A 24,437-nucleotide genomic window follows, 5' to 3' on the forward strand; every position below is an offset into this window, starting at 1 on the left:
CATCCGTTCGGCACGGCGGTGGGCCGGAAGGGCATTGGCGGGCCGGCGAAAGTCCGTCAATGTGAGACCTGCCTGTCGAGCACTTCGCCTCGCACCAGGAACGCCACGGGCAGGCCGGAGCCGATGAAGGAGCAGCCATGGCACCGCGGATCGTCACCCACCACCAGGACCTCGTCGACCTGTCCGTGCTCGCACCCGCGCGGCCGGCGGAACTCGGCAACTCCGTCATCGCCATGGAGCTGCTCGAACTGCTCGAATCGGCGCCGGAGGACGAGGTGTTCGCCGCGTTCGACAACAGCACGCCCGCGCCGCGCCGCCCCGGCGGCCGATGATCACGGCACCGGCCCCCACGTAAGGGCGCGGCGGTGGCCGGTCGTCCTGACCGGCCACACGCCACGCGAACGGCTCCCCCCGGCCCATCCCCTGACCGGCCGCACGCCGCGCGAACGCCGCCCCCGGCCCTTCCCCTGACCGGCCACGCACCAGGCGACTTCCCCGCTGTCCGGGGTCAGGCGAAGCGTTCGATCGTGACCGGGATCAGACCCTGGCCGCGGATCGCCTGCCGGTGGTGGTGGAGCAGGGCGCCGATGGCGGCCAGCGGGCCGGCGCTCAGGCGTACGGTGACGTCCAGGCACCAGGCGATGCCGGGGCCGATACGCCGCAGCTCCCAGGTGAAGGTGTGTCCGGCGGCGGTCGCCGTGGCGGTGCCGGCGATCCTGGCCCGCGGGTTCTCCCGCGGCGGCTCCAGGCGCAGGACCGTGCTGACGTTCGCCAGGCCGCGCTCGCCGAGCTCGCCCGCGAACAGGATGCGGTAGCGCCGGGTCTGCGCCGAAGGGGAGCCGCCCAGGTCGAGCGGGGCCGCGGCGGGGAGCGCCTGGCGGTACTGGAAGAAGGCCCGCAGCTCGGCCTCCTCCGGCAGCGCGCCGCCGCCGAGCATCGAGTAGGTCTCGCGGGCGTCGCGCCGGGTCACGGGCAGCACCCGGTCGCGCAACGCGGGGTCGGCGCGGATGGCCCGGCTGGATCCGGGCGACTCGCGCCACTCGCCGCACTCGGCGGTCCATTCCGCGCAGTCGATGCCCGCGGCGGTGTAGTCGTCGCAGAGCACGAACTCCTCGACCAGGATGCCCAGGGGAAGTGTTCCGCGGCCACGGTCGGCGGCGTAGATCAGGTAGTAGTCCAGGGGTACGTCGGCGTCCATTGGCGACATGATCGTGGTGCGGGCCCCCGCGGGCAAGGCGACATTCTGATGTTCGCGCAGGTCCTGCCGTCAGATGACGGTCTAGCCGGTCACGGGTTTGCCCGTGGCGCTGCCGGCGAGCCATTCCGTCCACGACTTGGCCCACGGGGTCGGGCCGTTGCCGAATCGCAGCTTGCGCGAGGTGCCCGTGACCTGGATGACGTCGCCGCGCTGGGTGAAGTCGTAGAACCAGCGGGCGTCGGCGGGGCTGGCGTTGACGCAGCCGTGGCTGACGTTGGAGTTGCCCTGCGCGCCCGTCGACCAGGGCGCGGCGTGGAAGAAGGTGCCGCTGTAGGTCATCCGGACGTTCCACTTGGTCTTGATCCGGTACTCGCCCGGCTCCCCGATGGTGGCCGAGTCCATGACGGTCTCCGCGGCCTTCTCCTGGGCGATCATGGTGCCGGAGTAGCTGTCGTCGCCGGGTTTGCCGAGGCTGACGGGGATCGTCCGGACGACCTTGCCGTCCGCGGTGACGACGGCCCGGTGGCGGTCGGCGTCCACCTTGGTGACGTGCCGGGGGCCGACGGTGAAGGACAGGCTGCGGTCCCTGGTCCCCCACAGGTCCTCGCCCGCGCGCAGCCCGGCCAGGTGGGCGACGACCTTGACCTTCTCCCCCACCGGCCAGTACTCGCGCGGCCGGAACTGCACCTCGCGGTCGCTCACCCAGCTCCACGCGCCTTCGACCGGCTCGGACATCTCCACCGCCAGCGAGCGCTCGACCGCCGCGCGGGCCTGCCTGGAGGTGACCGGGTGGGACAGCAGGAGCTGGACCGGCATCCCGACGCCGACCTTCTCGCCGTCCAGCGGCGACATGCCGCTCTGCAGGGCCCGCCTGGGCTTGAGCGTGGTGAAGGACGACCGCCCGGTGACGGCCTTGCCGTCGGTGCCGGTGGCCTGCGCGCTCACCGTGTACGACGTCGCCGGGCGCAGCGGCCACCGTGGCCGCCAGGTGCCGTCGGCCGCCGTCGAGCCGGTCACCTGGCGTCCCTTGGCGTCCGCGACGGTCACCTTGGTGACCTTGCCGCCGGTGACCCGCACGCTGATCCCCGTGTCGGGGGCGACCTTCTCGGCGCCGTCCGCCGGGGTGATCGCGAGCTTGGCCACCGGGCCCTCGGCCTGCCGCGGGCCGCCCGGAGGCTGGGCGCCGCCGCCGCCGGAGGCGCATCCGGCGAGCAGGAGCCCCGCGAGGGCGAGCGTCGTGCTGGTCCGGCCGTTCCGCATCCTCGATGCCTCCCGTGCCTGACAAGGCGTCAACTTCTTCATTGAACGGTCTGTGCTGTCACGTGCGGACACTTCTGCCCAATGAGCATGGGAGAAACCTTCATCCGCCGATGACCACTCTTGCGAACCTTGCGGGCGGATCTGGTGTCCAACTCTCTGGAACGGTCCTTCTGGGCCGCTCTCAGGGGATGACGCACCGGGGGTGGTGCATGAGGGGGAACGTCATGAACGGCGGCATGAAGCGGTACCTGTCCGGTATCGGGATGACCGCGGCGACACTGGCCGTCACGACCGCGCTCACGGGGGCCACCCCGGCCCATCCCACGCCCTCCCCCACCCACCCTGCGCCGTCGGCCTCCCCCGAGCCGAAGCCCGACCACAAGCAGGACCACAAGCAGGACCACAAGCCCGGCCACAAGCCGGACCGGACCGGGCCGTCCGCCGAGCCCACCGAGACCACCGAGCCCACGGGGCCCGCCAAACCCGCCGAACCCGCCGAGGCGGGCAAGCCCGACTGCCGCAAGGTCAAGTGTGTGGCGCTCACCTTCGACGACGGCCCGGGGCCCTACACCGGGACGCTGCTGCGTCACCTGGCGAAGTACCAGGCCCACGCCACGTTCTTCGTCGTCGGACAGAACGTCGGCGTCCACCCCGACGTGGTGCGGCGCACGGCCGAGGCGGGGCACGAGCTGGGCAACCACACCTGGTCCCACCCCGACCTGACCCGGCTGTCGCCGGCCGCGATCAGGTCCCAGCTCGCCCGCACCGACCAGGCCGTGAAGTCGGCCGCGGGCGTCGTGCCCGGCCTGGTGCGCCCCCCGTACGGCGCGACGGACGGCGACGTGCGGCGGCAGGCGCACCGGCCGCTGGTCCTGTGGAGCGTGGACACCCTCGACTGGCGCTACCGCGACAGCGCCAGGGTGGCCCGCGTCTCGCTCAAGCGGGTCCGCCCCGGCAGCGTCATCCTGTTCCACGACATCCACCCGACCACGGTCAAGGCCCTCCCGCGGGTGCTGAAGGGCCTGTCCGCCCGCGGCTACCGGTTCGTCACGGTCAGCGAGCTGTTCGGCGGCCGGCCGCCGAAGGTCGTCCACAACGCCCGCCGGCTCTCCGGCGGCCCCAGGTAGGCGGGCGCGTCCCGGCCCTCGCCCCTCGCCCCTCGCCCCTCGGCCGGTGGGCCCTACTCCTCGACGGTCTCCTCGTAGCCGATCGCGGCGTCCGCCGCGTCGCCGCCCGACTCGCGGGCCCGGTAGCTGTCGCCGCCGTAGAACCTGAAGGCGCCGTTGTCGGCCCGCTGGCCGACGGGCGGCACGCGGCCGTCGATGGCGATGTAGTACCAGCCGTAGCCGCCCTGCCGGTCCTCGCAGAAGTTGTTGACCACGCGCCGCCGGGACGGCTTCGCGACGCACACCTCGACCCACTCCGAGGGCGTCTCGATGGCGGTCTCCGCGCCGGGGCCGCCCTGCGGCGACGCCTTGGTGAGCTCGTCGTCCCCGGGGTCCTCGTAGGTGCCGCCGTCGGCCCGCTCGCCCACCGCGGGGACGGTGGCGTCGCCGGCGTAGAAGTACCAGGCGTAGCCCCGGCGCTCGTCCTCGCACGGGCGGTAGTCGGCCCTGGCCTGCGTGCCGGTGTCCACGCAGACGGCGATGCGGGCGGACTCGTCCTGCGCCGCGGCGTCGGACTCGCCGTCGGGCTCGTCGTCGATGACCTCTTCGGTCTCCTCCGGCGCGGCCGGCGGACCGGTGTCGGCGACGGTGCAGCCGGTGGCCAGGACGGCGACGAGCGCGAGGCAGGCGAGTCGTAACAAGGATCCTCCACGGACTCGGAGTGACGACCGGCCAACGAGCGGGCCACCGGGCCGGGTTCCCCGCACGCGGCGGCGGGCCATTGACGACTAATCGTTTGGGACCGTACATTTTCGGAGCACCCGTCCGCGACAGAAGGGCCGACGATGCCGGTCAACGGCGACATGCCGACGCTCGACCAGACGTTCGCCACCGAACAAGCGGTGGCCGCCGGGGAGCGGGGCGCGTCGTGACCCACGAGGAGTGGCTGAGCCGGGCCGCGGCGGTCACGCCGCCGTCCGCGCACCACATCGACGGCGCCGACGAGCCCGGCGGCGCGTCCTTCACGGTGCGCTCGCCGCGCGACGGCCGGGTGCTGGCCGAGGTGGCCGACGGCGGCGAGGCGGAGGTCGGGCTCGCGGTGTCGGCGGCGCGGCGGGCGTTCGACTCCGGGCCGTGGCCGCGGATGGCGCCCGCCGAGCGCGGGCGGGCGCTGGTGCGGCTGGCGTCCCTGATCGAGGAGCGGCGCGAGCACCTGGCGCTGCTCGTCAGCCTGGAGATGGGCAAGCCGATCACCGACGCGCACGACATCGAGCTGCGCGCCGCGATCACCACCTTCCGCTGGTACGGCGAGCTGGCCGGCAAGCTGGCCGACGAGGCCCCGCACGTGCCCGCCGACGCCCTCGCCCTGGTCACCCGCGAGCCCGCCGGGGTCGTCGGCGCGGTCGTGCCGTGGAACTTCCCGCTCACGCTGGCCTCGTGGAAGGTGGCCCCCGCCCTGGCCGCGGGGTGCACGGTCGTGCTGAAGCCGTCGGAGCTGTCGCCGCTGTCGGCCCTGGAGCTGGGACGGCTGGCCACCGAGGCGGGGCTGCCGCCGGGCGTGCTCAACGTGGTCGCCGGCGACGGCCCCACCGCCGGGCGGGCGCTCGGCCTGCACCCCGGCGTGGACGTGCTGGCCTTCACCGGCTCCACCGCCGTCGGGCGGCACTTCCTGCGTTACTCGGCCGACTCCAACCTCAAGCGCGTGTGGCTGGAGCTGGGCGGCAAGTCGCCCAACATCATCCTTCCCGACGCCCCCGACCTGGAGGCCGCCGCGGCCACCGCCGCCTGGGGCATCTTCTTCAACCAGGGCGAGATGTGCACCGCGCCGTCCCGCCTGCTGGTCCACCGGTCGGTGGCCGACCGGGTGACGGAGGCCGTGATCGCCCGCGCCCGCGCGCTGCGCGTCGGCGACCCGCTCGACCCGGCCACGGAGATGGGCGCCCTGGTCGGCGAGGCCCACCTGGAACGGGTGCGCGGCCACGTCGAGGCCGGTCTCGCCGAGGGCGCGCGGCTGCGTACGGGCGGCGGCCGGATCCTGGCCGGCACCGGCGGCGCCTACCTCGAACCCACCGTCTTCGACCGGGTGGACCCCGGCTCCCGGCTGGCCAGGGAGGAGATCTTCGGCCCGGTGCTGTCCGTGCTGGCCTTCGACGACGTCGAGGAGGCCGTCCGCCTGGCCAACGACACCGAGTACGGCCTCGCGGCCGGCCTGTGGACCTCCGACCTGGGCACCGCGCACCGCGTCGCCCGCGCGCTGAGGGCGGGCACCGTCTGGGTCAACTGCTACGAGGAGGGCGACCTGACCGTGCCCTTCGGCGGCATGCGGCAGTCGGGCAACGGCCGCGACAAGTCGGCGCACGCGCTGGAGAAGTACACCGAGCTCAAGACCACCTGGATCCAGCTGTGAGACCGCTGATCGCGATCCCCGCCCGCTTCTCCGCCACCGCCTCGGCCCTGCGCTATGCCGCCGAGGTGAGCGCCCGCGCCCTGGTGGAGGCCGTGTGGCGGGCGGGCGGCGAACCGGCGACCATCCACCCGGCGGGCACCGACGGCACCGACGGCACCGACGGCGCGGCGGCCCGGATGGCCAGGTTCGACGGCCTGCTCCTGCCCGGCGGCGGCGACGTCGCCCCCCACCGCTACGGCGCCCCCGACACCCACCAGGACGTCTACGACGTGGACGACGACCAGGACGCCTTCGACCTGGCCCTGGCCCGCCACGCCCTGGCCGCCGGACTGCCCACGCTGGCGATCTGCCGCGGCCTCCAGGTCGTCAACGTGGCCCTCGGCGGCACGCTGGAGCAGGACATGGGCGGCCCCGAGGGCGGCCACCGGCACGTCGTGCACCCGGTGTCGCTGCGCCCCGGCACCCTGCTGGAACGCGCGGCCGGGACGGCGAAGGTGGAGGCGTCCTGCTTCCACCACCAGCGGGTCGAGCGGCTCGGCGACGGCCTGTCCCCCGCCGCGCACGCCGCCGACGGCACGGTGGAGGCCCTTGAGCTCGACGGCGCGCCCGGCTGGTTCGCCGCCGTGCAGTGGCATCCCGAGGACACCGCACATCGCGATCCGGCCCAGCAGGCCCTGTTCGACGCGCTCGTCCGCGAGTCGGGGCATCATGGCTGTCATGATCCGCGCCGCCGTCCCTGAGGACCTGCCCGCACTCCACGACCTCGCCGTCGCCTTCTACGCCGAGGACGGCTTCACCACCCCGGCGCAGACGCTGAAGGCCAACCTCGCCAGGCTGATCGCCGCGCCCGGCGTCCGGGTCGCGGTGAGCGAGAGCGAGGGCGAAGGCGGGGGCGGGGGCGAGGGCCGGCTGGTCGCGTTCGGCATCACCACGACCACGTTCGGGCTGGAGCAGGGGCTGTACGCCGAGCTGGAGGACCTGTTCGTCGTGCCGGAGGCGCGGCGGCGGGGCGAGGCGGAGCGGCTGATCGAGGACAGCCGCCGGTGGGCCGCCGCCCAGGGCTGCACGGCCCTGGAGATCGTGATCGCCCCGAACGGCGCCGACGTGAGCCACCTGTTCGCCTACTACGGCAGGCGCGGCTTCCGCGACGAGGGCCGCCGCATCCTCAGCCACCCCCTGTGAACCTCCGGGGGACGACGGGCCGCCGCCTCCCGGACGCTCACAGGCGCCCCGCGGCTCACCAGCGGCGGGCCGCCGCCCCCGACGCTACGGGCGGTGTGGTGGGCGGATGCCGCGGAACTCCCAGTCGCCGCCGAGGGCGGTCGAGCGCACCTCCTCCGACTCCGTCGGCTGCGCGCCGACGTCGGAGCGGATCGGCACCGGCCCGGTCACGACGTGGTTGGTCAGCCGGCCGAGCCCTTCGGCCTCGACCTCGACCACGTCCCCCGGCCGGACGGGCCGCGAGCCCGCCGGGGTGCCCGACAGCAGCACGTCGCCGGGGAAGAGGGTGATCGTCCGGGCGATGTCGGCGACCAGGTAGTGCATGTCCCAGGTCATCTCGTCGGTGTTGCCGTCCTGGACGACCTCGCCGTTGACGTACGTACGCAGGCGTTTGCCGCGGAAGTCCCAGCCGGTCACCAGGCCGGGGCCGAGCGGGCAGAGCGTGTCGGAGCCCTTGACGCGCAGCATCGAGCCGGCGTCGGTGTCGCGGAAGTCGTGCAGCCCGAAGTCGTTGGCCACGGTGTAGCCCGCGATGTGCGCGCCGGCCTCGGAGGGGGCGATGTTGCGGCAGGTCCGGCCGATGACGATGGCGATCTCGCCCTCGTAGTTGAGCCACTTGCAGCCCTCGGGCCGCACGACCGCGCCCCGGTGGGAGTTGAGCGAGGAGGTGGGCTTGTGGAAGTAGGTCGGCGCGTCCGGCAGCCGGGTCCGGAACTCCTCGACCCGGCTGCGGTGGTTCAGGTGCACCGCGATGATCTTCGTGGGGACGACCGGCGGCAGGTGCGCGGCCTCGTCGGCGCCGATCCGGCGGCCGTCCGCGGCGACGAGCTCGTCCCCGTCGCGGACGGTCTCGGTGACGGCGCCGTCCAGCAGGACGCGGCGGTACTCAGGCATGGGCGTTCTCCTGTCGGGGTGCGGTCCAGCCGCCGGACGGGCGGTCGAACCAGAGCAGGGCCTGGCCGGTGCCGACGGAGTTCTCGTACTGGCCGTACTGGCGGGCGGGGGCCGTGCAGCGCTCCTCGCCGAGGGCGCCGGCCAGCATGACGTAGTGGTGGAAGCGGGCCTCGGGCTTGTACGTCCGGAACTCCGGCATCGTGCGCAGGACCTCGTCGTGCCGGCCCTGCCGGAACCATTCGATGCGTCGCAGGTCGGCGGCGCGGGCCTCGGGGGTGAAGACGTGCCGCGGGTCGCTGGACTCGTGCTCGCGCAGCTCGCGCAGCGGCCAGAACGTGTGCGACAGCGCGCCGGAGGCGATCACCAGCACCCGCCGGTCGGTGGCCGCGACGCCGTCGGCCAGCGCGCGGCCGAGCCGCAGGTGGTCCTCCATGTCGCCGGTCTGGCAGACGCCGATGCTCACCCAGCGTTTGCCGGGCAGGCCCTCGCCGAGGTACTTCCACAGGTTGGTGGTGGCGTAGTAGATCGGCAGGTACTCGTCGTCGATGGGGGTGATCCAGGTGCCGTGCCGGCCCGCGAAGGAGGCCACGTTGCGGGCCAGCTCGGGGTCGCCGGGGAAGTCGTACGGCATCCGGCACATGCCGCGCGGCAGCTCCTCGGAGGTGTACAGCCCGGCCCGGCGCGCCTGGGCGGTGACCACGAACTCGACCGTGGTGGCCCAGTGGGAGTCCAGCACCACGACGGTGTCGTAGTCGTCGCGCTCGAAGACGTCCCGGCGCAGCTCGCGCAGGCCGGTGACGAGGGTGATCTCCTTGCCCTCGTTCAGCTCCAGCCGGGTGGGCTCGGGCAGCACGATGGTGGGGACGTGCGCGAGCAGGCCCGCGCCGACGATCTCACCCATGGTCGTTCCAGCCCTTCGGCGCGGTGACGGTGTTCTTCAGGTCGCAGTAGAAGTCGAAGCTCCAGGTGCCGCCCTCGCGGCCGACGCCGGACTCGCGGGAGCCGCCGAAGGGCGCGCGCAGGTCGCGCACGAAGAAGCAGTTGACCCACACCGTGCCCGCCACCAGCCGTCCGGTGACCCGGCGGGCGCGGTCGCGGTCGCCGGTCGCGACGGTGGCGGCCAGGCCGAAGCGGGTGTCGTTGGCCAGCCGGACGGCCTCCTCCTCGGTCTCGAACGTCTGCAGCGTCAGCACCGGGCCGAAGACCTCCTCCTGGACGATCTCGCTGTCCTGGGCCACGTCGGTGAGCAGGGTGGGCCGGTAGTACAGGCCGTCGCCGCGCTCGCCGCCGATGACGGCGCGCGCCCCGGCCGCGAGGGCCCGCCGGACGAACCCGTCGATCTTCTCCACCTGGCGCGGGTGGATGTTGGGGCCGACGTCGGTGGCCTCGTCGCGCGGGTCGCCCTGGACCAGGGCCGTGGCCCGCTCGGTGAAACGGCGGACGAACTCCTCGGCGATCGGCGCCTCGACCAGCAGCCGGGTGGCGGCCAGGCAGACCTGCCCGGCGTTGTCGTACTGCTCGACGGCCAGGTCCACGGCGAGGTCGAGGTCGGCGTCGGCGAAGACCAGCAGCGGCGACTTGCCGCCCAGCTCCAGGCTGAGCGGGGTGAGGTTGGCGGCGGCCGAGCGGGCGATGCGCCGCGCGGTCGGCACCGAGCCGGTGAAGCTGACGCGGCGCACGCCGTGGTGCTCGACCAGGGCCTGCCCGGCCTCCTCGCCGAACCCCTGGACGACGTTGAACACGCCGTTCGGCAGCCCGGCCGCGGCGGCGACGTCGGCCAGCAGGGAGGCGGTGAGCGGCGACCACTCGGCGGGCTTGAGCACCACCGTGTTCCCGGCGGCGAGCGCGGGGGCGATCTTCCAGGTGGCCAGCATGAGCGGCGCGTTCCACGGCGTGATCAGGGCGCAGGGGCCGGCCGGGTCCCAGGAGACGTGGTTGGCGTGGCCGCGGGTGTCGAAGTCGTCATGGCCGAGGCCCTCCAGCCAGTCGGCGAAGAAGCGGAAGTTGTGCGCCACGCGCGGCATGACGCCGCGGCGGTGCGAGCGCAGCAGGGCGCCGTTGTCGCGGGTCTCGACGGCGGCCAGCTCCTCCAGCCGCTTCTCGACGCCGTCGGCGATGGCCCGCAGCACGGCGGCCCGGCCCGCGCGCGGGGTGGCGGCCCAGCCGGGGAAGGCGTCCTGGGCGGCGGTGACGGCGGCGTGCACCTCGTCGGGGCCGCCGCGGGCGATCTCGCCGAGCGCGGCGCCGTCGATGGGCGAGAGGTCGGTGAACGTGCGCGCGGAGGCGACGCGCCGGCCGCCGATCCAGTGGCGGGTGTCGACGGTGACCCCGGCGACGGTGATCTGTTCGGACATGTCGGGTGCTTCCAATCTCAAGGGGCTAGTGCGCGCCGGAGGTGCCGGATTCCAGCAGCGTGCCGCCGTCCCACACCACGCCGACCTGGCGGAAGTAGGCGCCGATGGGCTCGCGGACGGCCAGCCGGGACAGCTCCTCGGTGGGGGCGTCGAACAGCTCCAGCTCGGCGTCGCCCGCCCACGCCTGGCCGGCCTCGAAGGCGGCGGCACCGGACTCGACCAGCTCGTCGAGCGCCAGCCCGCCGCCCTTGCCGATGGCGGGCAGCCAGCGGTGGTGGGCCATGGGGTGTCCGTTGACGAACCCGTTGTGCGGCGACGGCTCGCGCAGGGTCACCACGGCCTGGGCCAGGCGGCGGTCGGCGGCGGCCAGCGTCGCGCCGAACCGGGCGCCCGCCTCGATGCGCGGCGCGGGGCCGTACGGGTGCGGCCTGGTCTGGTGGATCGACCCCAGCTTCTTCGGATAGCCCTGGTGCACCCCCCTGGCGAGGGCGAAGTCCTTGTCCACCCAGATGTAGACGCACCTGGAGTAGGTCCGCCCCCGGTAGGAGCACCGGACGACGGCGAACGCCTCCTTGTACTGCGAGCGCACCGGGTCCAGCAGCTCCTCGCCGGAGGCGGCGCAGGACTGCCAGTCGGCCCAGATGAGCGCGACCGCGCCCGGGTCCTCGGCGGCGAGTTCCAGCGGCTCGGGCAGCAGCTCACGCACCCGGCCGGGGTCGGTGCGGTACTCGATCGTGAGCAGGTCGCCGGAGTAGTGCCAGGGCGGCTCCGGGACGAGGGACGAGCGGCCCGTGGCCGTCTTGGGATGGAAGTAGCCGCGGACGCCGGCCAAGATGGTCCTCCTGGAACTCGTTTGGTCCCAAATAAAATATGAACATCCAGGCCGATCGGTCAACAGCTCTTGCGGCAGCCAATACGGGGCCGTTACGTTTGGCGTCAAACGACCCTAGGAGAGACCGGTGCAGCAGCACATCGACCGCCTGACCGAGCGGGGCGTCGACGTGGTCCGCGTGACCTACCCCGACCTGACCGGGACCGACCGCGCCCGCGACGTCCTGCTGGAGGCGCTGCCCGACGCCCTCGGTCACGGCCTCGCCTTCTGCCGCGCCGTCTACCACTCCACCCCGCGCGGCGGCACCGCCGACATCAGCGGCGGCCTGGACGCGGGGCTGCCCGACATCGCCGTCGTTCCCGACCTGGCCACGCTCGCGCCGCTGCCGTGGGAGCCCGGCGTGGCCTGGTGCCACGGCGACGTCGTCGACCCGGCCACCGGCGCCGCGGCCCCCGAGTCGCCCCGCGACCTGCTGCGCGCCGTGCTGGCCCGGTGCGCCGAGCAGGGCCTGCGCCCGGTCGTCGGGCCCGAGCTGGAGTACTTCCTGTGCGACCCGGCCCCCGCGGGCGGCTGGCAGCGCTACGCCGAGGCCACCGGCAACGTCTACACCGCCGGCCGCCGCGGCGACCCCGACAGCCACCTCACCCGCACGCTGCGGCACCTGCGCGACCTCGGCCTCGGCGTGACGGCCGGCAACCACGAGTTCAGCAGCGGCCAGTTCGAGATCAACCTGCGGCACTCCGAGGCGCTCGACGCGGCCGACCGGGCCTTCTGGTTCAAGGCCGCGGTCAAGGAGCTGGCGCGGGTGGAGGGCAGGCTGGCGACGTTCATGGCCAAGCCGTTCAACGACGAGGGCGGGTCGGGGTTCCACCTGCACCTGTCGTGCCTGGGCGAGGACGGCGGCAACGCCTTCGACGACCCGGCCGCGCCGTACGGGCTGTCGGCGACCGCGCGGCACGCGATCGCGGGCGTACTGGCCCACGCCCCCGCGCTGGCGGCGCTGGCCAACCCGACGGTCAACTCCTACAAGCGGTTCGGCCCCGACACGCTGGCCCCCTGGCTCGTCGACTGGGGGCTCGACAACCGCAGCGCGATGCTCCGCGTCCCGCCGGAGCGCGGCGCGGGCGCCCGCTTCGAGCTGCGGCTCGGCGACGCCAGCGCCAACCCGTACCTGCTGGTCGCCGGGACCGCGGCCGCCGCGCTGCTGGGGGTGCGGGCGGCCCAGGAGCCGCCCGCGCCGCTCGTCGGGTACGGCTACGACGCCTCCAAGGCCCCGGTGCTGCCGATGACCCTGCCCGAGGCCCTGGACGCCCTGGAGGCCGACGGCGAGCTCACCGAGCTGCTCGGCAAGGACTTCACCGCCGCCTTCCTGGCCTACAAGCGCGACGAGGTCGCCCGCTTCCAGCGGCACGTCACCGACTGGGAGTTCGGCGAGTACGCCTACCACCTGTGACCCGTCATTCGATCGCGCGCTGCGCCAGGTCCTCGGCCAGCGCGATGATCTCCGGGTTGTAGGGCGCCTTCTCCCCCGGGACGTACCGCACCCGGTCCAGGCCGCGCCGGTAGCGGAACACGCCCCGGCGCTCGTGCAGCTCCCAGTCCACCGGGCCGCCGTAGTCGAAGCCGACGCTGATGCCGGTGAAGGGGGCCATGCCGAGCAGTTGCGGGACCCGCTCGACGGCCAGCACCGGCTTGTCGTCCACCAGCACCTCGACGTCCCAGCGCACCTCCGGCAGCGCCGTGAAGCGGGCCGTGACGGTCACCGGCCCCGCCGCCGGGATCGGACCGGCCGCCCGCACCGGCACGCCGTAGGCGTTGTACGTCAGCCGCAGCTCGCCGTCCTCGACGTACAGGACGTAGCCGCCGCCCTGGTCGCCGTGGGCCACGATCACGCCCTCGTCGCCCGGCCGCCGCTCCAGCCACGCCTCGATCGTGAACGACCGCAGGGCGGTGAGCCTGCTCGACCGGAACCGTTCCAGCACCGGGGTGCCCGGGTGGATCGTGACCGGCTCCGACAGCGCCAGCTCGGCCGGCGGCCGGGTGTTGAGCATGTCCGGCGTGTCGGCCAGCGGGAAGACCGTGTTGAGCCAGGCCGCCGCCCGCCACTTCGCGGCCAGGTCGGCCACCCGTTCCGGCTGCTCGGCGGCCAGGTCGGTGGTCTCGGCCGGGTCGCGGGCGATGTCGTACAGCTCCCAGCCGTCGTCGGTGAACGGCGTGCCGGGCAGGTGCGGGGCGATGAGCTTGTAGTGGTCCTCGAAGTAGCCGCGCTGCCCGCCGCTCTCGACGTACTGCGAGCGGTGCCGGCTCGGCCGGTCGCGCTCGCGCAGGAAGTGGTCGAACGGCACGCCGTCCACGTCCTCGGGAAGCTCCAGGCCGGCCAGCGTGAGGAGGGTGGGCGCGACGTCGGTGACGTAGGCGTACTGGTCGCGCACGCCCGGGTCGCCGGCCTGCCTGGGCAGCCCGGCCGGCCACGACAACACGAACGGCACGTGGATGCCGCCCGCGTAGGCGTGGCCCTTGTAAAGGCGGAACGGGGTGTTGGAGACGTTCCCCCAGCCGCGCGGGTAGTGGCCGTGGACCTGGGGGCCGCCGACGAGGTCGAGGTCGCGCGGCACGTCGTGGCACCAGTCGTCGGGCAGGCCGGCCAGGCGCACGAAGCGGCTGAGGTAGCTGCGGGTGCCCTCGGGGCCGCCCTCGGCGGTCGCGCCGTTGTCGCTGGTGACGACGATGACGGTGTTGTCGTACTCGCCGATGCGCTTGAGGTGCTCGACCAGCCGGCCGAGGCTCTGGTCCACGGCGTCCACGGCGGCGGCGTAGACCTCCATGTGGCGGGCGTACAGCTCGGTGCGCTCCTCCCACGGCGCCAGGTCCGGGTCGGACGGCCGGGTGCCCTCGGGGAAGAGGCCGTCGCGGAGCTGGCGGGCGAAGCGTTCCTCGCGGATCCTGGCCCAGCCCGCGTCGTAGCGGCCGCGGTACTTGGCGACGTCGGCCGGCTTGGCCTGCACCGGGCCGTGCACGGCCTGGTGGGCGAAGTAGAGGAAGAACGGCTTGTCGGCGTCGTTGGCGCGCAGGCCGTTGATCATGCCGATGGCGCGGTCGGTGAGGGCGTCGGTCAGGTAGAAGTCGTCCGGAAAGCCCTCGTCGGGGATCGGGCCGTTGTCGCTGATCAGGCGGTGCGGGTGGAACAGGGACGTGAAGCCGTCCATGGAGCCGTAGTAGCGGTCGAAGCCGCGCTGGAGCGGCCAGGAGCTCTTGTCGGCGCCGTCGTGCAGCTTGGACTCGATGGTCAGGTGCCACTTGCCGACCATGAACGTCGCGTACCCGCCGGCCCGGAACGACTCGGCCAGCGTGGGCACCTCCCGCGGGATCTCCATCCGGTAGCCGGGATAGCCCGGGTCGACGTGGGCCACCATCGCGAACCCGGCCCGGTGCGGGTTGAGCCCGGTCATCAGGGCGGCCCTGGAGGGCGAGCAGAGCGGGGTGCTGTGGTAGTTGCTGAACCGGTAGCCCGACTCGGCCAGCGCCTGCACGTGCGGCGTGTCGATCTCCGACCCGAACGGCGACAGGTCGCTGAACCCCAGGTCGTCCACCAGCACGACCACCACGTTGGGCGCTCCGGGACGCGCCCGCCGCGGCCGCGGCCACCAGGGCGTGGACTGCGAGGCCAGCTCGCGGGCCGTGCCGCCGAAGCCCTCGTACCCCCTGCTCGGCGGCGTGCTCACGGCCCCTCCGGATCGACGGCGTCCCGGTCGGCCCACAGCGGCGCCACCAGCGCCCGCAGCTCCTCGGCGCCGACCCGCTCGACCAGCTCCACGGCCGCCAGGTTGTCGCGCAGCTGCTCCAGGCTGGTCGCGCCGAACAGGGTGGTGGTGTTGGCCGGGTGGGTGAGCGTGAAGGCCACGCACACCTGCGCCGGGGTGGCGTCCAGGTCGGCGGCGATCGCGGCCAGCTCGGCCGCCGAGGCCGCGATGCGCTCCCTGATGCCGCCGGGGTCGCGGCCGACCTGCCGGTCCACGCCCTTGCCCAGCAGCACGCCGCCCTCCAGCACGTCGGAGGACTGCAGCGTGACGCCCTGGGCGAAGATGCGGGCGAACGGCACGCCGTCGGGGATCGAGCGGCGCGAGACGCTGTACTTCAGCTGCGCGATGGCCGGGCCCTCGACGCCCTCGCCGGCGGCGGCGTCGATGAGCGTCTGCACGTTCGACGCCGACCAGTTGTTGACGCCCCAGCTCCGGATCAGGCCCTCCTTCGCCAGGCCGGCCAGGTCGAGGACGAGCCGGTGCAGGTCCACGCCGTCGTGCCGCAGGTCGCCGAGCACCACGAGGTCGGCGTGGTCGGCGCCGGCCCGGAACAGGGCGTTGAGCAGCTGGTCGCGCAGGCTGTGCTCCGGATAACCCTCCAGCCACAGCTTGGAGGAGAGCAGGTAGTCCTCGCGGCGCAGCCCGGCCGCGCGCACCAGGGCCGAGAAGATCACGTCGGTGAACACGGGCGGCATGCCGGGGAAGCCGTAGACGCCGACGTCGAACAGGTCGATGCCGCGGTCCACGGCCTCGCGGATCATGGCGACCGCGTCGTGGAAGTCCATGCGGTCGTAGGTGTGCCAGGAGCCGAGCGCGAGCACGCCCGTCTCCGGTCCGGTGCGGCCGATGCGGCGGCGCGGGATGGTCTGCACGGCAGGTCTCCTAGGGCAGGCGGGGGTCGACGACGGCCTTGATCTCGCCGAGCCTGGACATCGACTCGACGCAGGCGGTGGCCTGAGCCAGGCCGACGGGCTCGCTGAACAGCTCGTCCCACGGCATGCGGGCGGCGAAGGTCTGGAAGAACTCGATCGAGCGGTGGTAGTCGGCGATGTCGCCGTTGAGCGAGCCGACGACGGTCAGCTCCTTGCCCATGACCGCGCCGAGCGGCACGGGCGCGAGCTCGAAGCCGGTGGAGCCGACGATCACCACGGTGCCGCGCTGGGCGGCCACCGCGACCGCCTCCTCGGCCACGGTGGGCGCGCCGGCCAGGTCGAACACGTAGTCCGCGCCGCGCTCCCCGGCCAGCTCCCTGATCCGCGCGACGCGCTCGTCCTTGCCCAGGTCGGTCGAGACGGTCGCGTCGGCGCCGAAGCGCCGGGCGGCGGCCAGCCGGTCGTCCGGGCCGCCCACGGTGATGACGGTGCCCGCCCCGGCGATCCTGGCGACGGCCGTGGCGAAGATGCCGAGCGCGCCCGCGCCCTGCACCACCACGGTCGAGCCGGTCCTGATGCCGCCGGCCCGGTCCACGGCGCGCAGCACGGTCTTGGCCGCGCAGCCCGACATCGAGGCCCAGGTGTCCTTGACGTCGGCGGGCAGCAGCAGCTTGGCCGCGCCCGGGGTCACGTAGCAGTACTCGACCAGGCCGCCCGTGGCGTACGGGGGGCGGTCGGCGCGCTGCGTGAAGCCGTAGCCGCGGTTGGCGCAGGCGACCGGCTGGCGCAGCACCGCGCAGCCGTAGCAGTGGCCGCAGGTGGACTCCGACCAGCCGATGCGGTCGCCCGGGGCGATCGGGCGGCCGAGGGCGTCGGTGGTGCCCGGCCCGGCCTCGACGACCTCGCCGACCATCTCGTGGCCGAGGATCATCGGCAGCATCCCGGGGAACGTCATCTGGCCGGCCCACAGGTGCACGTCGGTGCCGCACAGGGTGGTGCACGTGATGCGCACCAGGGCGGCGCCGGGCTCGACGGCGTCGGGCAGCGGGACGTCCTGAAGGCTGAGGGGCTTGCCGTGCTCGGTGAGGACGGCGGCGGCGGTTCTCGTAGGCATGGTCACCTTCGTGGCTTTCGACCGTTAAGTGTGGTTAATCTACACTCGTTGACAAACAATTACAGCCCCTCAGGAGGAACCCGGTGTCAGCGGACGAGTACGCGGACCTCGTGGCGGTCGGCGGCAACGTGCTCACCTTCGACGCCCGCGACGGGCGGGCGAGCGGCCTGGCGGCGCGCGCCGGCCGCCTGGTGGCGGTCGGCACGGACGAGGAGGCCCTGGCGCACGCCGGCCCCGGCACCCGGGTGCTCTCCCTGGCCGGCCGCACGGTCCTGCCCGGCATCAACGACTCGCACCTGCACGCCGCCTGGCTGGGAGCGGTCTGGCCGGACACGCTGATCAGCGAGAACGGCCTGTCCGCCCACCAGGGCCGGCTGCTGGCCGACGAGGAGTCCAGGCGGGCCGCCATCCTGCGCGCCGGGCGGATCTGCGCCTCGCTCGGCATCACCAGCTACACCGAGCCCGGCCTCGGCCCCGGCGAGGACGACGGCGAGACCGGCTGCTTCTCGCAGGCCGTCCTGGACACCTACGCGACGCTGGCGAAGGAGGGCGAGCTGCGGGCACGGGTGACCGCGTTGCGGCTGTTCGGCACCCTCGACGGCCCCAGCACCCTGGAGGACGTCGCCGCCGGCCTGGACGCGCCCCTCCCCCGCACCGACCCCGCCTGGCTCAACGTGACCGGGCTCAAGATCTTCGCCGACGGCATCCCGCCCATGGGCTCGGCCTGGACCTGCCACCGCTACACCTCGGGCGGCCACGGATCGCTGCTGGTGGCGGGGGCGGACGACGCCGCGCGCGAGCACAACCTGCGCGCCATGATCCGGCTGGCGCACCGCGCGGGCCTCCAGGTCGGCGTGCACGCCACCGGCGACCGGTCCATCGACGCGTTCGTGGACACCGTGGCTGAACTGGCGGGCGAGCATGGGCCCGCGAGGCGGCACTACGTCATCCACGGCGACCTGGTGAACCCCGCCCAGATCGCCCGCATGGCCGGGCTCGGCATGGGCCTCACCACGCAGCCGATGATCGCGGCGGCCACCGCCGACTGGGTGGCCGGCGCGCTCGGCCCGGAGGTCGCCGGGACGGCCTGGCCGCTGCAGGAGCTGCTGGCCGGCGGGGTGACGTTCACCCTGAGCAGCGACGGGCCGGTGACCACGCCCGACTGGCGGGCGCAGGTGGCGGCGGCGTGCGGGCTGCTCGGCGAGCGGGCGCCGCGCCCCCGGCTGATGGCCCGCCTGCTGCGCTGCTACACCACGGCGCCCGCCGTCCAGGACGGCGCGGAGACGTGGAAGGGGTCGCTGGAGTGGGGCAAGGCCGCCGACTTCTGCGTGCTGGAGCGCGACCCCCTGGAGGTCGCGCCGGCGGACCTGCCGCAGGTCGCGGTCGACGCCACCGTGACCGCGGGCCGGATCGTCCACCTGCGCGAAGGGGTGTCCCTGGACTGATCCCCGGTCGTGACGCGGCCCCCACACCACCGGCCCGGCCCGTGGGTTACTCTCGGCTCACACCCGATCTTGCGAGGCTTACGTGGCTTTCGGTCCGCTTCGTCCGGGAGATCCCCGGCAGATGGGTTCCTTCCGCCTGGCCGGCCGGCTGGGGCAGGGCGGCCAGGGAGTGGTCTACCTCGGCGAGGACGCCGACGGCGGGCGCGCCGCGGTCAAGGTCATGACCGGGGAGATCGACAGGTCCTTCGCCCGGGAGCTGGCCGCCGCGCGCAAGGTGGACGAGTTCTGCACCGCGCGGGTGCTGGTGGCCGACCTCGACCACGACCCGCCGTACGTGGCGAGCGAGTACATCGAGGGCCCGACGCTGCACGGCGCGGTCGGGACGGCCGGGCCGCTGCGCGGGGCCGCGCTGACCCGGCTGGCCATCGGCACCGCCACCGCGCTGGCCGCCATCCACCGGGCGGGGGTCGTCCACCGGGACTTCAAGCCGGGCAACGTGCTGCTCGGGCCGGACGGGCCGCGCGTGATCGACTTCGGCATCGCCCGGCTCACGGACGCCACGGCCACCCGGGGCGGCGCGGTGGGCACGCCGCCGTACATGTCGCCCGAGCAGTTCTCCGGGCAGACGGCCGGCCCGGCCTCGGACGTGTTCGCGTGGGGGGCGACGATCACGTACGCGGGCACCGGGCGTCCCCCGTTCGGGACGTCGCCCTTCGCGGCGGTGGCGTACCGCATCCTGCACGAGCGACCGGACCTCGGCGACCTGCCGGAACCGCTCCGCTCGATCGTGTCCCACTGCCTCGCCAAACCCCCCGACGCCCGCCCCACGGCCCGTTCCCTCCTCCTCCACCTCCTGGGCGACCCCACCCCCGCCCTCCCCCCGCCGACCTCCTCCCCACCCGCCCCCGTGACGCCGGACGCGACCGAACGCGGGCCCGCGGCGACAGGCGCGGCGGAGGGCGGTGAGATGGCGCCCGGCGAGCTGGAAGCCCTCGGCGCGGGCGCCCGCGCCGCCGCTCCCCCCTCCGGCGACGAAGGCCCCGAACCCGGCGGCGACAGCGCCGGGGCCGGTGGCGACAGCGTCGCCGTGGTCGGGACCGGGAGTGAGGGCGAGAGGACCGGGACGGGGGCCGAAGGCGGCCGGGGGCAGGGCGGTGCCGGCGGGTTTTCGCGGCGTGGGTTGCTGGGCGCGGGAGCGGCGCTGGCGGGGACCGCGCTGACCGGTGGGGTGTTGTGGTGGCGACGGCTGCCTACCGGCGGCCCTGGAGACACGGGCAGCCCGGCGGCCAAGGGGGCGACGAGTGCGGCGGATGGCGGGACGGCGAGTCCGGGCGCGTCCGGCGGTTCGTCACCGGGGGAAACGCCAACGGGCTCGGGGACGCCGGCCGCCTCCGGGACGCCCGCCGCGTCCGCCACGCGTTCCCCTGCCCACGAGAGCGATCCCCCGACCCCGCCCCCGCCCGCCGACCCGACAGCGCTCGCCATGGCGGTGGAGACCGCGGTCACGGTGACCCAGATGGCGGACCTGTCCTTCTCCGGCGGGCTGTCCCAGAGTTCCTTCGCCGCGGACGCAAGGGGAAGGCTCCGCTTCCAGTCGGACCTGCCCTCCCGCTCCTGCGACTTCGCGCTGCGGATCACCGGGCCGGATCTGGGAGGACAGAGCCCGGACGTGACGTACCTCTCCGACGCGGGCGACACGGTCTACATCGGTCGGAAACGCGTGCCCACCGATTCCGAACGTGTCGTCGTCGACTACCTCAAGATGATCGTCGCCACGGGCGGCGTCGGCGTCGTCCTGAACCTGGTGTCCGCCACCGGGCAGGTGAGCAGGGCGGGCCGCCGCTACTCCGGCGCCCTCCGCACGCCCGACGCTCCCGACACGCTCAAGAGCGAGCTGCTGGACATGGCCCAATGGGAGGAGAGCCGGCTCAAGGAGACCACGATCCTTTGGCACCTCGATCTCGACCAGCGCAACCGTCCCAAGGCGTTCGTCCTGACCTGGCGGTACGACGTGCTCACCTCGACGTTCACCTCGACCTACTCCCGCTGGCGGACCGGCGGGATCGTCGCGCCCGCGTAGCCGCCGGGGCCGATCGCGTCCGGTCCCGGCGGCCACGGGGTCAGGCCAGGAGCTGGCCGCCGTCCACCTGGAGGCTGACGCCGGTGATGTGGCGGGCGCCGTCGGAGGCCAGGAAGAGCACCGCGGGGACGATGTCGGCCACCTGGGCGATCGAGCCCAGCGGGATCCGGGCCTCCCACGCCTTCCTGGCCGCGTCGTCGGTGGCGAACATGGCCGTCATCGGGGTGAGCACCGGCCCGGGGGCGACGCCGTTCACGCGGATGCCATGGGGGGCGAGCTCGATGCCGGCCGAGCGGGTCAGGGCGTCGATGGCGGCCTTGGTGGCCTCGTAGTGGCCGAGGCCGGGCGTGGGCTGGCGGGCGCCGATGGAGGAGATGTTGACCATGCAGCCGCGGACGCCCCGCTGCACCATGTGCGCCCCGACGGCCCGGGTCATCAGGAACGTGCCGCGGAAGTTGACCCGGGCGCAGGCGTCGAAGACGTCCACGTCGAGCCCGATGAGCGGGCCGCCGCCCGCGGTGTGCCCGGCGTTGTTGACCAGCACGCCGATGTCGCCGTGCTCGGCGGCGACGGCCGCGACGGCGGACTCGACGGAGGCGGCGTCCCCGACGTCCACCTGGACGTGGTGGGCGCCGAGTTCGGCGGCGACCGCCCTGGCCCGCGCCTCGTCGAGGTCGGCGATGACGACCCGATCGCCCGCCGCGGCGAAGGCTTCGGCGACGCCGCGGCCGATGCCGCTCGCGCCGCCGGTGACGAGGACGTTCCTGGGAACGACAGGTTCGCTCATGTGGGGGTTCCTGTTCGGTGCGGGCCTTCGCAGACGGGGCTGCGCGGGCGTCCTGGGTTTATTATTATACAAGCGTAGACAAAAAAAGCTTCATCCGGCAGGAGTGGATCGACGTGAGCGACACACAGCGGGTTCCGGCACGGCGCCTCGGACCGGGCGGCACGACGACGTCCCTGTTCGGGCTGGGCTCCTGGAACACCTGGGACCGCATGGAGTTCGGCGACGCGGTGGCCCTGATCAGGGCGGCGCTCGACGCCGGGGTGACGCTCTTCGACGTCGCCCACTACAACATGGGCCCGCACGCCGAGCAGGCCCGTACGGACCTCATCTTCGGCCGGGCGGTGCGCGAGGCCGGCGCGAGCCGGGACGACTGGCAGCTCTGCGGCAAGCTGTGGCTGTGGGAGTACCCGCGCACGGGCTTCCGCGAGCAGCTCGACGTCAGCTTCGACCGCGTCGGCGTCGAGAGCGCCGAGACCGTCGTGGTGGGCGACTACCTGCAGCGACCCGACATCCGGCGGATCGTGACCGACGTCGCCGAGCAGATCGCGGCCGGCCGCTTCACGAGCTGGGGCGTCAACAACTGGATCGCCGAGGACGTCGACCTCGCGCTGAGCTTCGCCGCCGAGGAGGGCCTGACGCCGCCGAGCTTCGCCCAGCTCAAGTACAGCATCGCCCGGCGTTCGATGGCCGAGGGCGGCTTCTACGGCCGGCACTTCGCCTCCGGGGCGCTGGCGCTGCAGGCCAGCGACGTCTTCGAGGGCGGCATCCTGGTGGGCAGGAAGTTCCCCGAACGGAAGATCGGCGCGGACCCGGGCGGCATCCGGGAGGCCGTCAGGCAGGCCGCCGACGCCGTCGCCCGGGTCGCGGACGAGTTCGGCGCGACGCCCGCCCAGGTCGCGATCGTGTTCTGCCTGGAGCATCCGGCGGTGGCCAACGTGCTGTTCGGGGTGAGCAGGATGGCCCAGCTGGAGGACAACCTGGGCGCGTTGCGGCTGTGGAGCGAGCACGGCCCGCAGGTGCGCGCGGCCCTGGCCGACCTGTGGCTGGACCGCGACGTGCGCGCCGACGGCGTCTGGACCCCCTGACCTGCGACTCGCCGGGCCGGGAGCCACTGACCTGCGACTTGCCGGGTCGGGAGCTTTTGACGCGGGCGCGGGGACGCCCGGCGGCGATCGCCGGGGTCCCCGCGCGCGCCCGCCGTCACAGTGCCGTCACTGTGCCGGACGGCGGGTGCGCAGCTTCTGCAGGTCGCTCATCGACCGAGCGCGCGCGTCCACCACGTTGCGCATGCTCGACCCGATGAGGTTCAGCAGCAGCACGCAGGACATGATCGCCGCACCCGGCAGCACGATCAGCCACGGCGCCTGCGTCAGGTACGACCGCCCCTCGGCGATCATGTTGCCCCACGTCGGCGTGGGCGGCGCGATGCCCAGCCCCAGGAAGCTCATCGCGCCGTCCACCAGCATCGCCGAGGCCGACAGGATCACGACCTGCACCAGCGCCAGCGGCAGCACGTTGGGCAGCACGTGCACGAACAGGATCTTCGCCGGCCGCATGCCGGACACCCGCGCCGCCCCGATGTACTGCCGCGCCGCCACGCCGAGCACCCGGCTGCGGATCACCCGGGCCGTGAACGGCGTGAAGATGACCGTCAGCGCGATCAGCTCGGTCCAGATGCTGGCGCCGAGCCCGATGGCCAGCGCCATGGCCAGGATGATCGCCGGGAACGACATCCAGGCGTCCATGATCCGCATGACGATCGCGTCCACGGTCCGGTAGAAGCCGCTGACCAGGCCGATCACCATGCCGGTGAACGCCGCGCAGAGCGTGATGAGCGCCGAGAGGCCGAGCGAGGCCCGGCCGCCGGAGACCAGGCGGCTCAGCACGTCCCGGCCGTAGGAGTCGGTGCCGAGCAGGTGGTCGGCCGAGGGCGGCAGCAGCCGGTGCACCGGGTCGGTCGCGTTCGCGTCCGGCAGGAACACCGGCAGCAGCACGACGGCCAGCACGACGAGGACGAGCAGCGCGGTGGCGGTGATCAGCACCCGGTTGCGGCGCCAGGCGCGGGAGGCCGCGGAGGGCCGCCCGGCCGTCCCGACGCGCCCGGCGACGGCCTCGGAAGTCACGAAACACGCACCTTGGGGTCGAGGAGGGCGTAGGACAGGTCGACGACCAGGTTGACGACCACGAACATCAGCGCGACGAACAGCGTCACGCCCTGGACGAGCGGGAAGTCCCGGGTCGAGACCGCGCCCATGAGCAACGAGCCCAGCCCGGGGATGACGAAGATCGACTCGATGATCACGATGCCGCCGACCATCATCGCGAAGTTGCTGCCGAGCTGGGTGATCAGCGGCATGAGCGCGTTCGGCAGCACGTGCCTGAGCATGACCTGCCGCTCCGACAGGCCCTTGACCCGCGCGGTGCGCAGGTACGTCTGCGGCAGCTCGCCGAGCACGCTCTCCCGCAGGGTCAGCGTGAACAGCGCCGACTGCCCGATGACCAGGCACACCACCGGCAGCACCAGCATCGGCACCCCGGCGACCGGATCGGCGAAGAGGTCGGCGTACCCGCTGGAGGGGAACCAGCGCAGCGACACGGCGAACACCAGCACCAGGATCAGCGCGATCCAGAAGTCGGGGATCGCCATGCCGAGCGAGGAGAGCAGGTTGAGCGCGCGGGCCACGGGGTTGCGCGGCGAGACCGCGTTCCACGAGGTGACCAGCACCGCGACGACGAAGCTGAGGACGGTGCTGAGCACCGCCAGGGTCAGCGTCGGGACGAAGTGCTCGGCCACCACCCCCACCACCGGCGCGTGGTAGGTGATCGACGAGCCGAAGTCGCCGCCCGCCACGTTGCCGAGCCAGCTCAGGTACTGCTCCCACAGCGAGCCCGTCAGGCCCATGCTCTGCCGGAGCGCCTCGACGTCCTGCGGCCTGGCCGTCGGGCCGAGGATGGCGATGGCCGGGTCCCCCGGGATCAGGCGGATGACGAAGAACATCATCGTGCCCACGATCAGCAGGATGACGACCAGGTCACGCAGCCGCCGGAGCAGGAGTCCCGCCATGTT

The 24,437-nt window shown here is 73.7% G+C and carries 22 protein-coding genes; 9 read left to right on the forward strand and 13 right to left on the reverse strand.

Features of this window, described 5'->3' with window-relative positions; genetic code table 11:
- The first annotated feature begins 137 nt into the window (after nt 1-137).
- Nucleotides 138-332, forward strand: a complete 195-nt coding sequence (locus ACWEJ6_RS07630; protein ID WP_452422172.1) for a hypothetical protein — start codon at nt 138-140, stop codon at nt 330-332.
- 176 nt (nt 333-508) lie between these two features.
- Here the strand turns inward: ACWEJ6_RS07630 and ACWEJ6_RS07635 are convergent, their stop codons facing one another.
- Together ACWEJ6_RS07635 and ACWEJ6_RS07640 are read right to left on the reverse strand one after the other, a co-directional pair.
- Nucleotides 509-1,198 (reverse strand): hypothetical protein, encoded by a 690-nt coding sequence (locus tag ACWEJ6_RS07635; protein ID WP_358292460.1) that lies wholly within the window; start codon nt 1,196-1,198, stop codon nt 509-511.
- An 81-nt stretch (nt 1,199-1,279) separates the two neighbouring features.
- Nucleotides 1,280-2,458 carry an Ig-like domain-containing protein gene (locus tag ACWEJ6_RS07640; RefSeq protein WP_452422174.1) on the reverse strand — a complete coding sequence of 393 codons (1,179 nt, stop codon included), beginning with the start codon at nt 2,456-2,458 and terminating at the stop codon, nt 1,280-1,282.
- Nucleotides 2,459-2,667: 209 nt separating this feature from the next.
- On the opposite strand from ACWEJ6_RS07640, the gene ACWEJ6_RS07645 reads away from it, so the two are divergent.
- The gene (locus ACWEJ6_RS07645; protein WP_452422176.1) at nt 2,668-3,585 is read left to right on the forward strand and encodes a polysaccharide deacetylase family protein; all 918 of its coding nucleotides are present in this window, start codon (nt 2,668-2,670) and stop codon (nt 3,583-3,585) included.
- Nucleotides 3,586-3,638: 53 nt separating this feature from the next.
- Here the strand turns inward: ACWEJ6_RS07645 and ACWEJ6_RS07650 are convergent, their stop codons facing one another.
- On the reverse strand, nt 3,639-4,265 hold the full coding sequence (locus tag ACWEJ6_RS07650) for a hypothetical protein (RefSeq protein ID WP_452422178.1): 627 nt from the start codon (nt 4,263-4,265) through the stop codon (nt 3,639-3,641).
- 227 nt (nt 4,266-4,492) lie between these two features.
- On the opposite strand from ACWEJ6_RS07650, the gene ACWEJ6_RS07655 reads away from it, so the two are divergent.
- From ACWEJ6_RS07655 to ACWEJ6_RS07665, 3 genes are read left to right on the forward strand one after another with little or no spacing between them, the layout of a single operon-like run.
- Nucleotides 4,493-5,971, forward strand: a complete 1,479-nt coding sequence (locus tag ACWEJ6_RS07655; RefSeq protein WP_452422180.1) for an aldehyde dehydrogenase — start codon at nt 4,493-4,495, stop codon at nt 5,969-5,971.
- A complete protein-coding gene (locus ACWEJ6_RS07660) occupies nt 5,968-6,711 on the forward strand; it encodes a gamma-glutamyl-gamma-aminobutyrate hydrolase family protein (RefSeq protein ID WP_452422182.1) in 744 nt (247 codons plus the stop codon). The genes ACWEJ6_RS07655 and ACWEJ6_RS07660 overlap by 4 nt, the downstream gene beginning before the upstream one ends.
- Nucleotides 6,689-7,153 carry a GNAT family N-acetyltransferase gene (locus tag ACWEJ6_RS07665; RefSeq protein ID WP_452422184.1) on the forward strand — a complete coding sequence of 155 codons (465 nt, stop codon included), beginning with the start codon at nt 6,689-6,691 and terminating at the stop codon, nt 7,151-7,153. Before ACWEJ6_RS07660 ends, ACWEJ6_RS07665 begins: the two co-directional genes overlap by 23 nt.
- Nucleotides 7,154-7,237: 84 nt before the next feature.
- On the opposite strand, the gene ACWEJ6_RS07670 is transcribed toward ACWEJ6_RS07665, so the two are convergent.
- From ACWEJ6_RS07670 to ACWEJ6_RS07685, 4 genes are read right to left on the reverse strand one after another with little or no spacing between them, the layout of a single operon-like run.
- The gene (locus ACWEJ6_RS07670; protein WP_387672920.1) at nt 7,238-8,086 is read right to left on the reverse strand and encodes a fumarylacetoacetate hydrolase family protein; all 849 of its coding nucleotides are present in this window, start codon (nt 8,084-8,086) and stop codon (nt 7,238-7,240) included.
- A complete protein-coding gene (locus tag ACWEJ6_RS07675; protein ID WP_452422187.1) occupies nt 8,079-8,987 on the reverse strand; it encodes a 3,4-dihydroxyphenylacetate 2,3-dioxygenase in 909 nt (302 codons plus the stop codon). The genes ACWEJ6_RS07670 and ACWEJ6_RS07675 overlap by 8 nt, the downstream gene beginning before the upstream one ends.
- Nucleotides 8,980-10,440 carry an aldehyde dehydrogenase gene (locus ACWEJ6_RS07680; RefSeq protein WP_452422189.1) on the reverse strand — a complete coding sequence of 487 codons (1,461 nt, stop codon included), beginning with the start codon at nt 10,438-10,440 and terminating at the stop codon, nt 8,980-8,982. The genes ACWEJ6_RS07675 and ACWEJ6_RS07680 overlap by 8 nt, the downstream gene beginning before the upstream one ends.
- 25 nt (nt 10,441-10,465) lie before the next feature.
- Complete coding sequence (locus ACWEJ6_RS07685; protein ID WP_452422191.1) at nt 10,466-11,272, reverse strand: acetoacetate decarboxylase family protein; 807 nt, start codon at nt 11,270-11,272, stop codon at nt 10,466-10,468.
- A gap of 127 nt (nt 11,273-11,399) precedes the next feature.
- Between ACWEJ6_RS07685 and ACWEJ6_RS07690 the strand changes: the two genes are divergently transcribed.
- A complete protein-coding gene (locus ACWEJ6_RS07690; protein WP_452422193.1) occupies nt 11,400-12,725 on the forward strand; it encodes a glutamine synthetase family protein in 1,326 nt (441 codons plus the stop codon).
- Nucleotides 12,726-12,729: 4 nt separating this feature from the next.
- Here the strand turns inward: ACWEJ6_RS07690 and ACWEJ6_RS07695 are convergent, their stop codons facing one another.
- Genes ACWEJ6_RS07695 through ACWEJ6_RS07705 form a run of 3 tightly spaced genes read right to left on the reverse strand, consistent with a single transcriptional unit; the run spans nt 12,730 to nt 17,058 of the window.
- The gene (locus ACWEJ6_RS07695; protein WP_452422195.1) at nt 12,730-14,994 is read right to left on the reverse strand and encodes an arylsulfatase; all 2,265 of its coding nucleotides are present in this window, start codon (nt 14,992-14,994) and stop codon (nt 12,730-12,732) included.
- On the reverse strand, nt 14,991-15,944 hold the full coding sequence (locus ACWEJ6_RS07700) for an aldo/keto reductase (protein WP_452422197.1): 954 nt from the start codon (nt 15,942-15,944) through the stop codon (nt 14,991-14,993). The genes ACWEJ6_RS07695 and ACWEJ6_RS07700 overlap by 4 nt, the downstream gene beginning before the upstream one ends.
- A gap of 10 nt (nt 15,945-15,954) precedes the next feature.
- Nucleotides 15,955-17,058, reverse strand: a complete 1,104-nt coding sequence (locus tag ACWEJ6_RS07705; RefSeq protein ID WP_397160416.1) for a zinc-binding dehydrogenase — start codon at nt 17,056-17,058, stop codon at nt 15,955-15,957.
- Nucleotides 17,059-17,141: 83 nt separating this feature from the next.
- Between ACWEJ6_RS07705 and ACWEJ6_RS07710 the strand changes: the two genes are divergently transcribed.
- Together ACWEJ6_RS07710 and ACWEJ6_RS07715 are read left to right on the forward strand one after the other, a co-directional pair.
- Nucleotides 17,142-18,503, forward strand: coding sequence for an amidohydrolase (locus ACWEJ6_RS07710; RefSeq protein WP_452422200.1), 1,362 nt, complete (start codon nt 17,142-17,144; stop codon nt 18,501-18,503).
- A gap of 121 nt (nt 18,504-18,624) precedes the next feature.
- Nucleotides 18,625-20,583: a serine/threonine-protein kinase gene (locus ACWEJ6_RS07715; protein ID WP_452422202.1), complete on the forward strand. Its 1,959-nt coding sequence runs from the start codon at nt 18,625-18,627 to the stop codon at nt 20,581-20,583.
- A gap of 40 nt (nt 20,584-20,623) precedes the next feature.
- Here the strand turns inward: ACWEJ6_RS07715 and ACWEJ6_RS07720 are convergent, their stop codons facing one another.
- Complete coding sequence (locus ACWEJ6_RS07720; RefSeq protein ID WP_452422204.1) at nt 20,624-21,370, reverse strand: SDR family NAD(P)-dependent oxidoreductase; 747 nt, start codon at nt 21,368-21,370, stop codon at nt 20,624-20,626.
- Between the two features lie 113 nt (nt 21,371-21,483).
- Between ACWEJ6_RS07720 and ACWEJ6_RS07725 the strand changes: the two genes are divergently transcribed.
- Entirely contained in the window at nt 21,484-22,455 is a 972-nt protein-coding gene (locus ACWEJ6_RS07725; RefSeq protein ID WP_387672895.1) for an aldo/keto reductase, read from the forward strand.
- A gap of 126 nt (nt 22,456-22,581) precedes the next feature.
- Here ACWEJ6_RS07725 and ACWEJ6_RS07730 read toward each other — a convergent pair whose 3' ends face one another.
- Both ACWEJ6_RS07730 and ACWEJ6_RS07735 read right to left on the reverse strand, forming a co-directional pair.
- Nucleotides 22,582-23,493, reverse strand: a complete 912-nt coding sequence (locus ACWEJ6_RS07730; protein WP_452422207.1) for an ABC transporter permease — start codon at nt 23,491-23,493, stop codon at nt 22,582-22,584.
- Complete coding sequence (locus tag ACWEJ6_RS07735; protein WP_352329439.1) at nt 23,490-24,434, reverse strand: ABC transporter permease; 945 nt, start codon at nt 24,432-24,434, stop codon at nt 23,490-23,492. The genes ACWEJ6_RS07730 and ACWEJ6_RS07735 overlap by 4 nt, the downstream gene beginning before the upstream one ends.
- Nucleotides 24,435-24,437: the final 3 nt, after the last annotated feature.

Source organism: Nonomuraea sp. NPDC004702 (genome assembly GCF_053601695.1).

Coding starts and splice junctions, on each gene's coding strand:
- ACWEJ6_RS07670 (WP_387672920.1), bottom strand. CDS start 8,086: ATGCCTGAGTACCGCCGCGTCCTGCTGGACGGCGCCGTCACCGAGACC.
- ACWEJ6_RS07665 (WP_452422184.1), top strand. CDS start 6,689: ATGATCCGCGCCGCCGTCCCTGAGGACCTGCCCGCACTCCACGACCTC.
- ACWEJ6_RS07680 (WP_452422189.1), bottom strand. CDS start 10,440: ATGTCCGAACAGATCACCGTCGCCGGGGTCACCGTCGACACCCGCCAC.
- ACWEJ6_RS07645 (WP_452422176.1), top strand. CDS start 2,668: ATGAGGGGGAACGTCATGAACGGCGGCATGAAGCGGTACCTGTCCGGT.
- ACWEJ6_RS07630 (WP_452422172.1), top strand. CDS start 138: ATGGCACCGCGGATCGTCACCCACCACCAGGACCTCGTCGACCTGTCC.
- ACWEJ6_RS07715 (WP_452422202.1), top strand. CDS start 18,625: ATGGGTTCCTTCCGCCTGGCCGGCCGGCTGGGGCAGGGCGGCCAGGGA.
- ACWEJ6_RS07640 (WP_452422174.1), bottom strand. CDS start 2,458: ATGCGGAACGGCCGGACCAGCACGACGCTCGCCCTCGCGGGGCTCCTG.
- ACWEJ6_RS07705 (WP_397160416.1), bottom strand. CDS start 17,058: ATGCCTACGAGAACCGCCGCCGCCGTCCTCACCGAGCACGGCAAGCCC.
- ACWEJ6_RS07635 (WP_358292460.1), bottom strand. CDS start 1,198: ATGGACGCCGACGTACCCCTGGACTACTACCTGATCTACGCCGCCGAC.
- ACWEJ6_RS07720 (WP_452422204.1), bottom strand. CDS start 21,370: ATGAGCGAACCTGTCGTTCCCAGGAACGTCCTCGTCACCGGCGGCGCG.
- ACWEJ6_RS07735 (WP_352329439.1), bottom strand. CDS start 24,434: ATGGCGGGACTCCTGCTCCGGCGGCTGCGTGACCTGGTCGTCATCCTG.
- ACWEJ6_RS07675 (WP_452422187.1), bottom strand. CDS start 8,987: ATGGGTGAGATCGTCGGCGCGGGCCTGCTCGCGCACGTCCCCACCATC.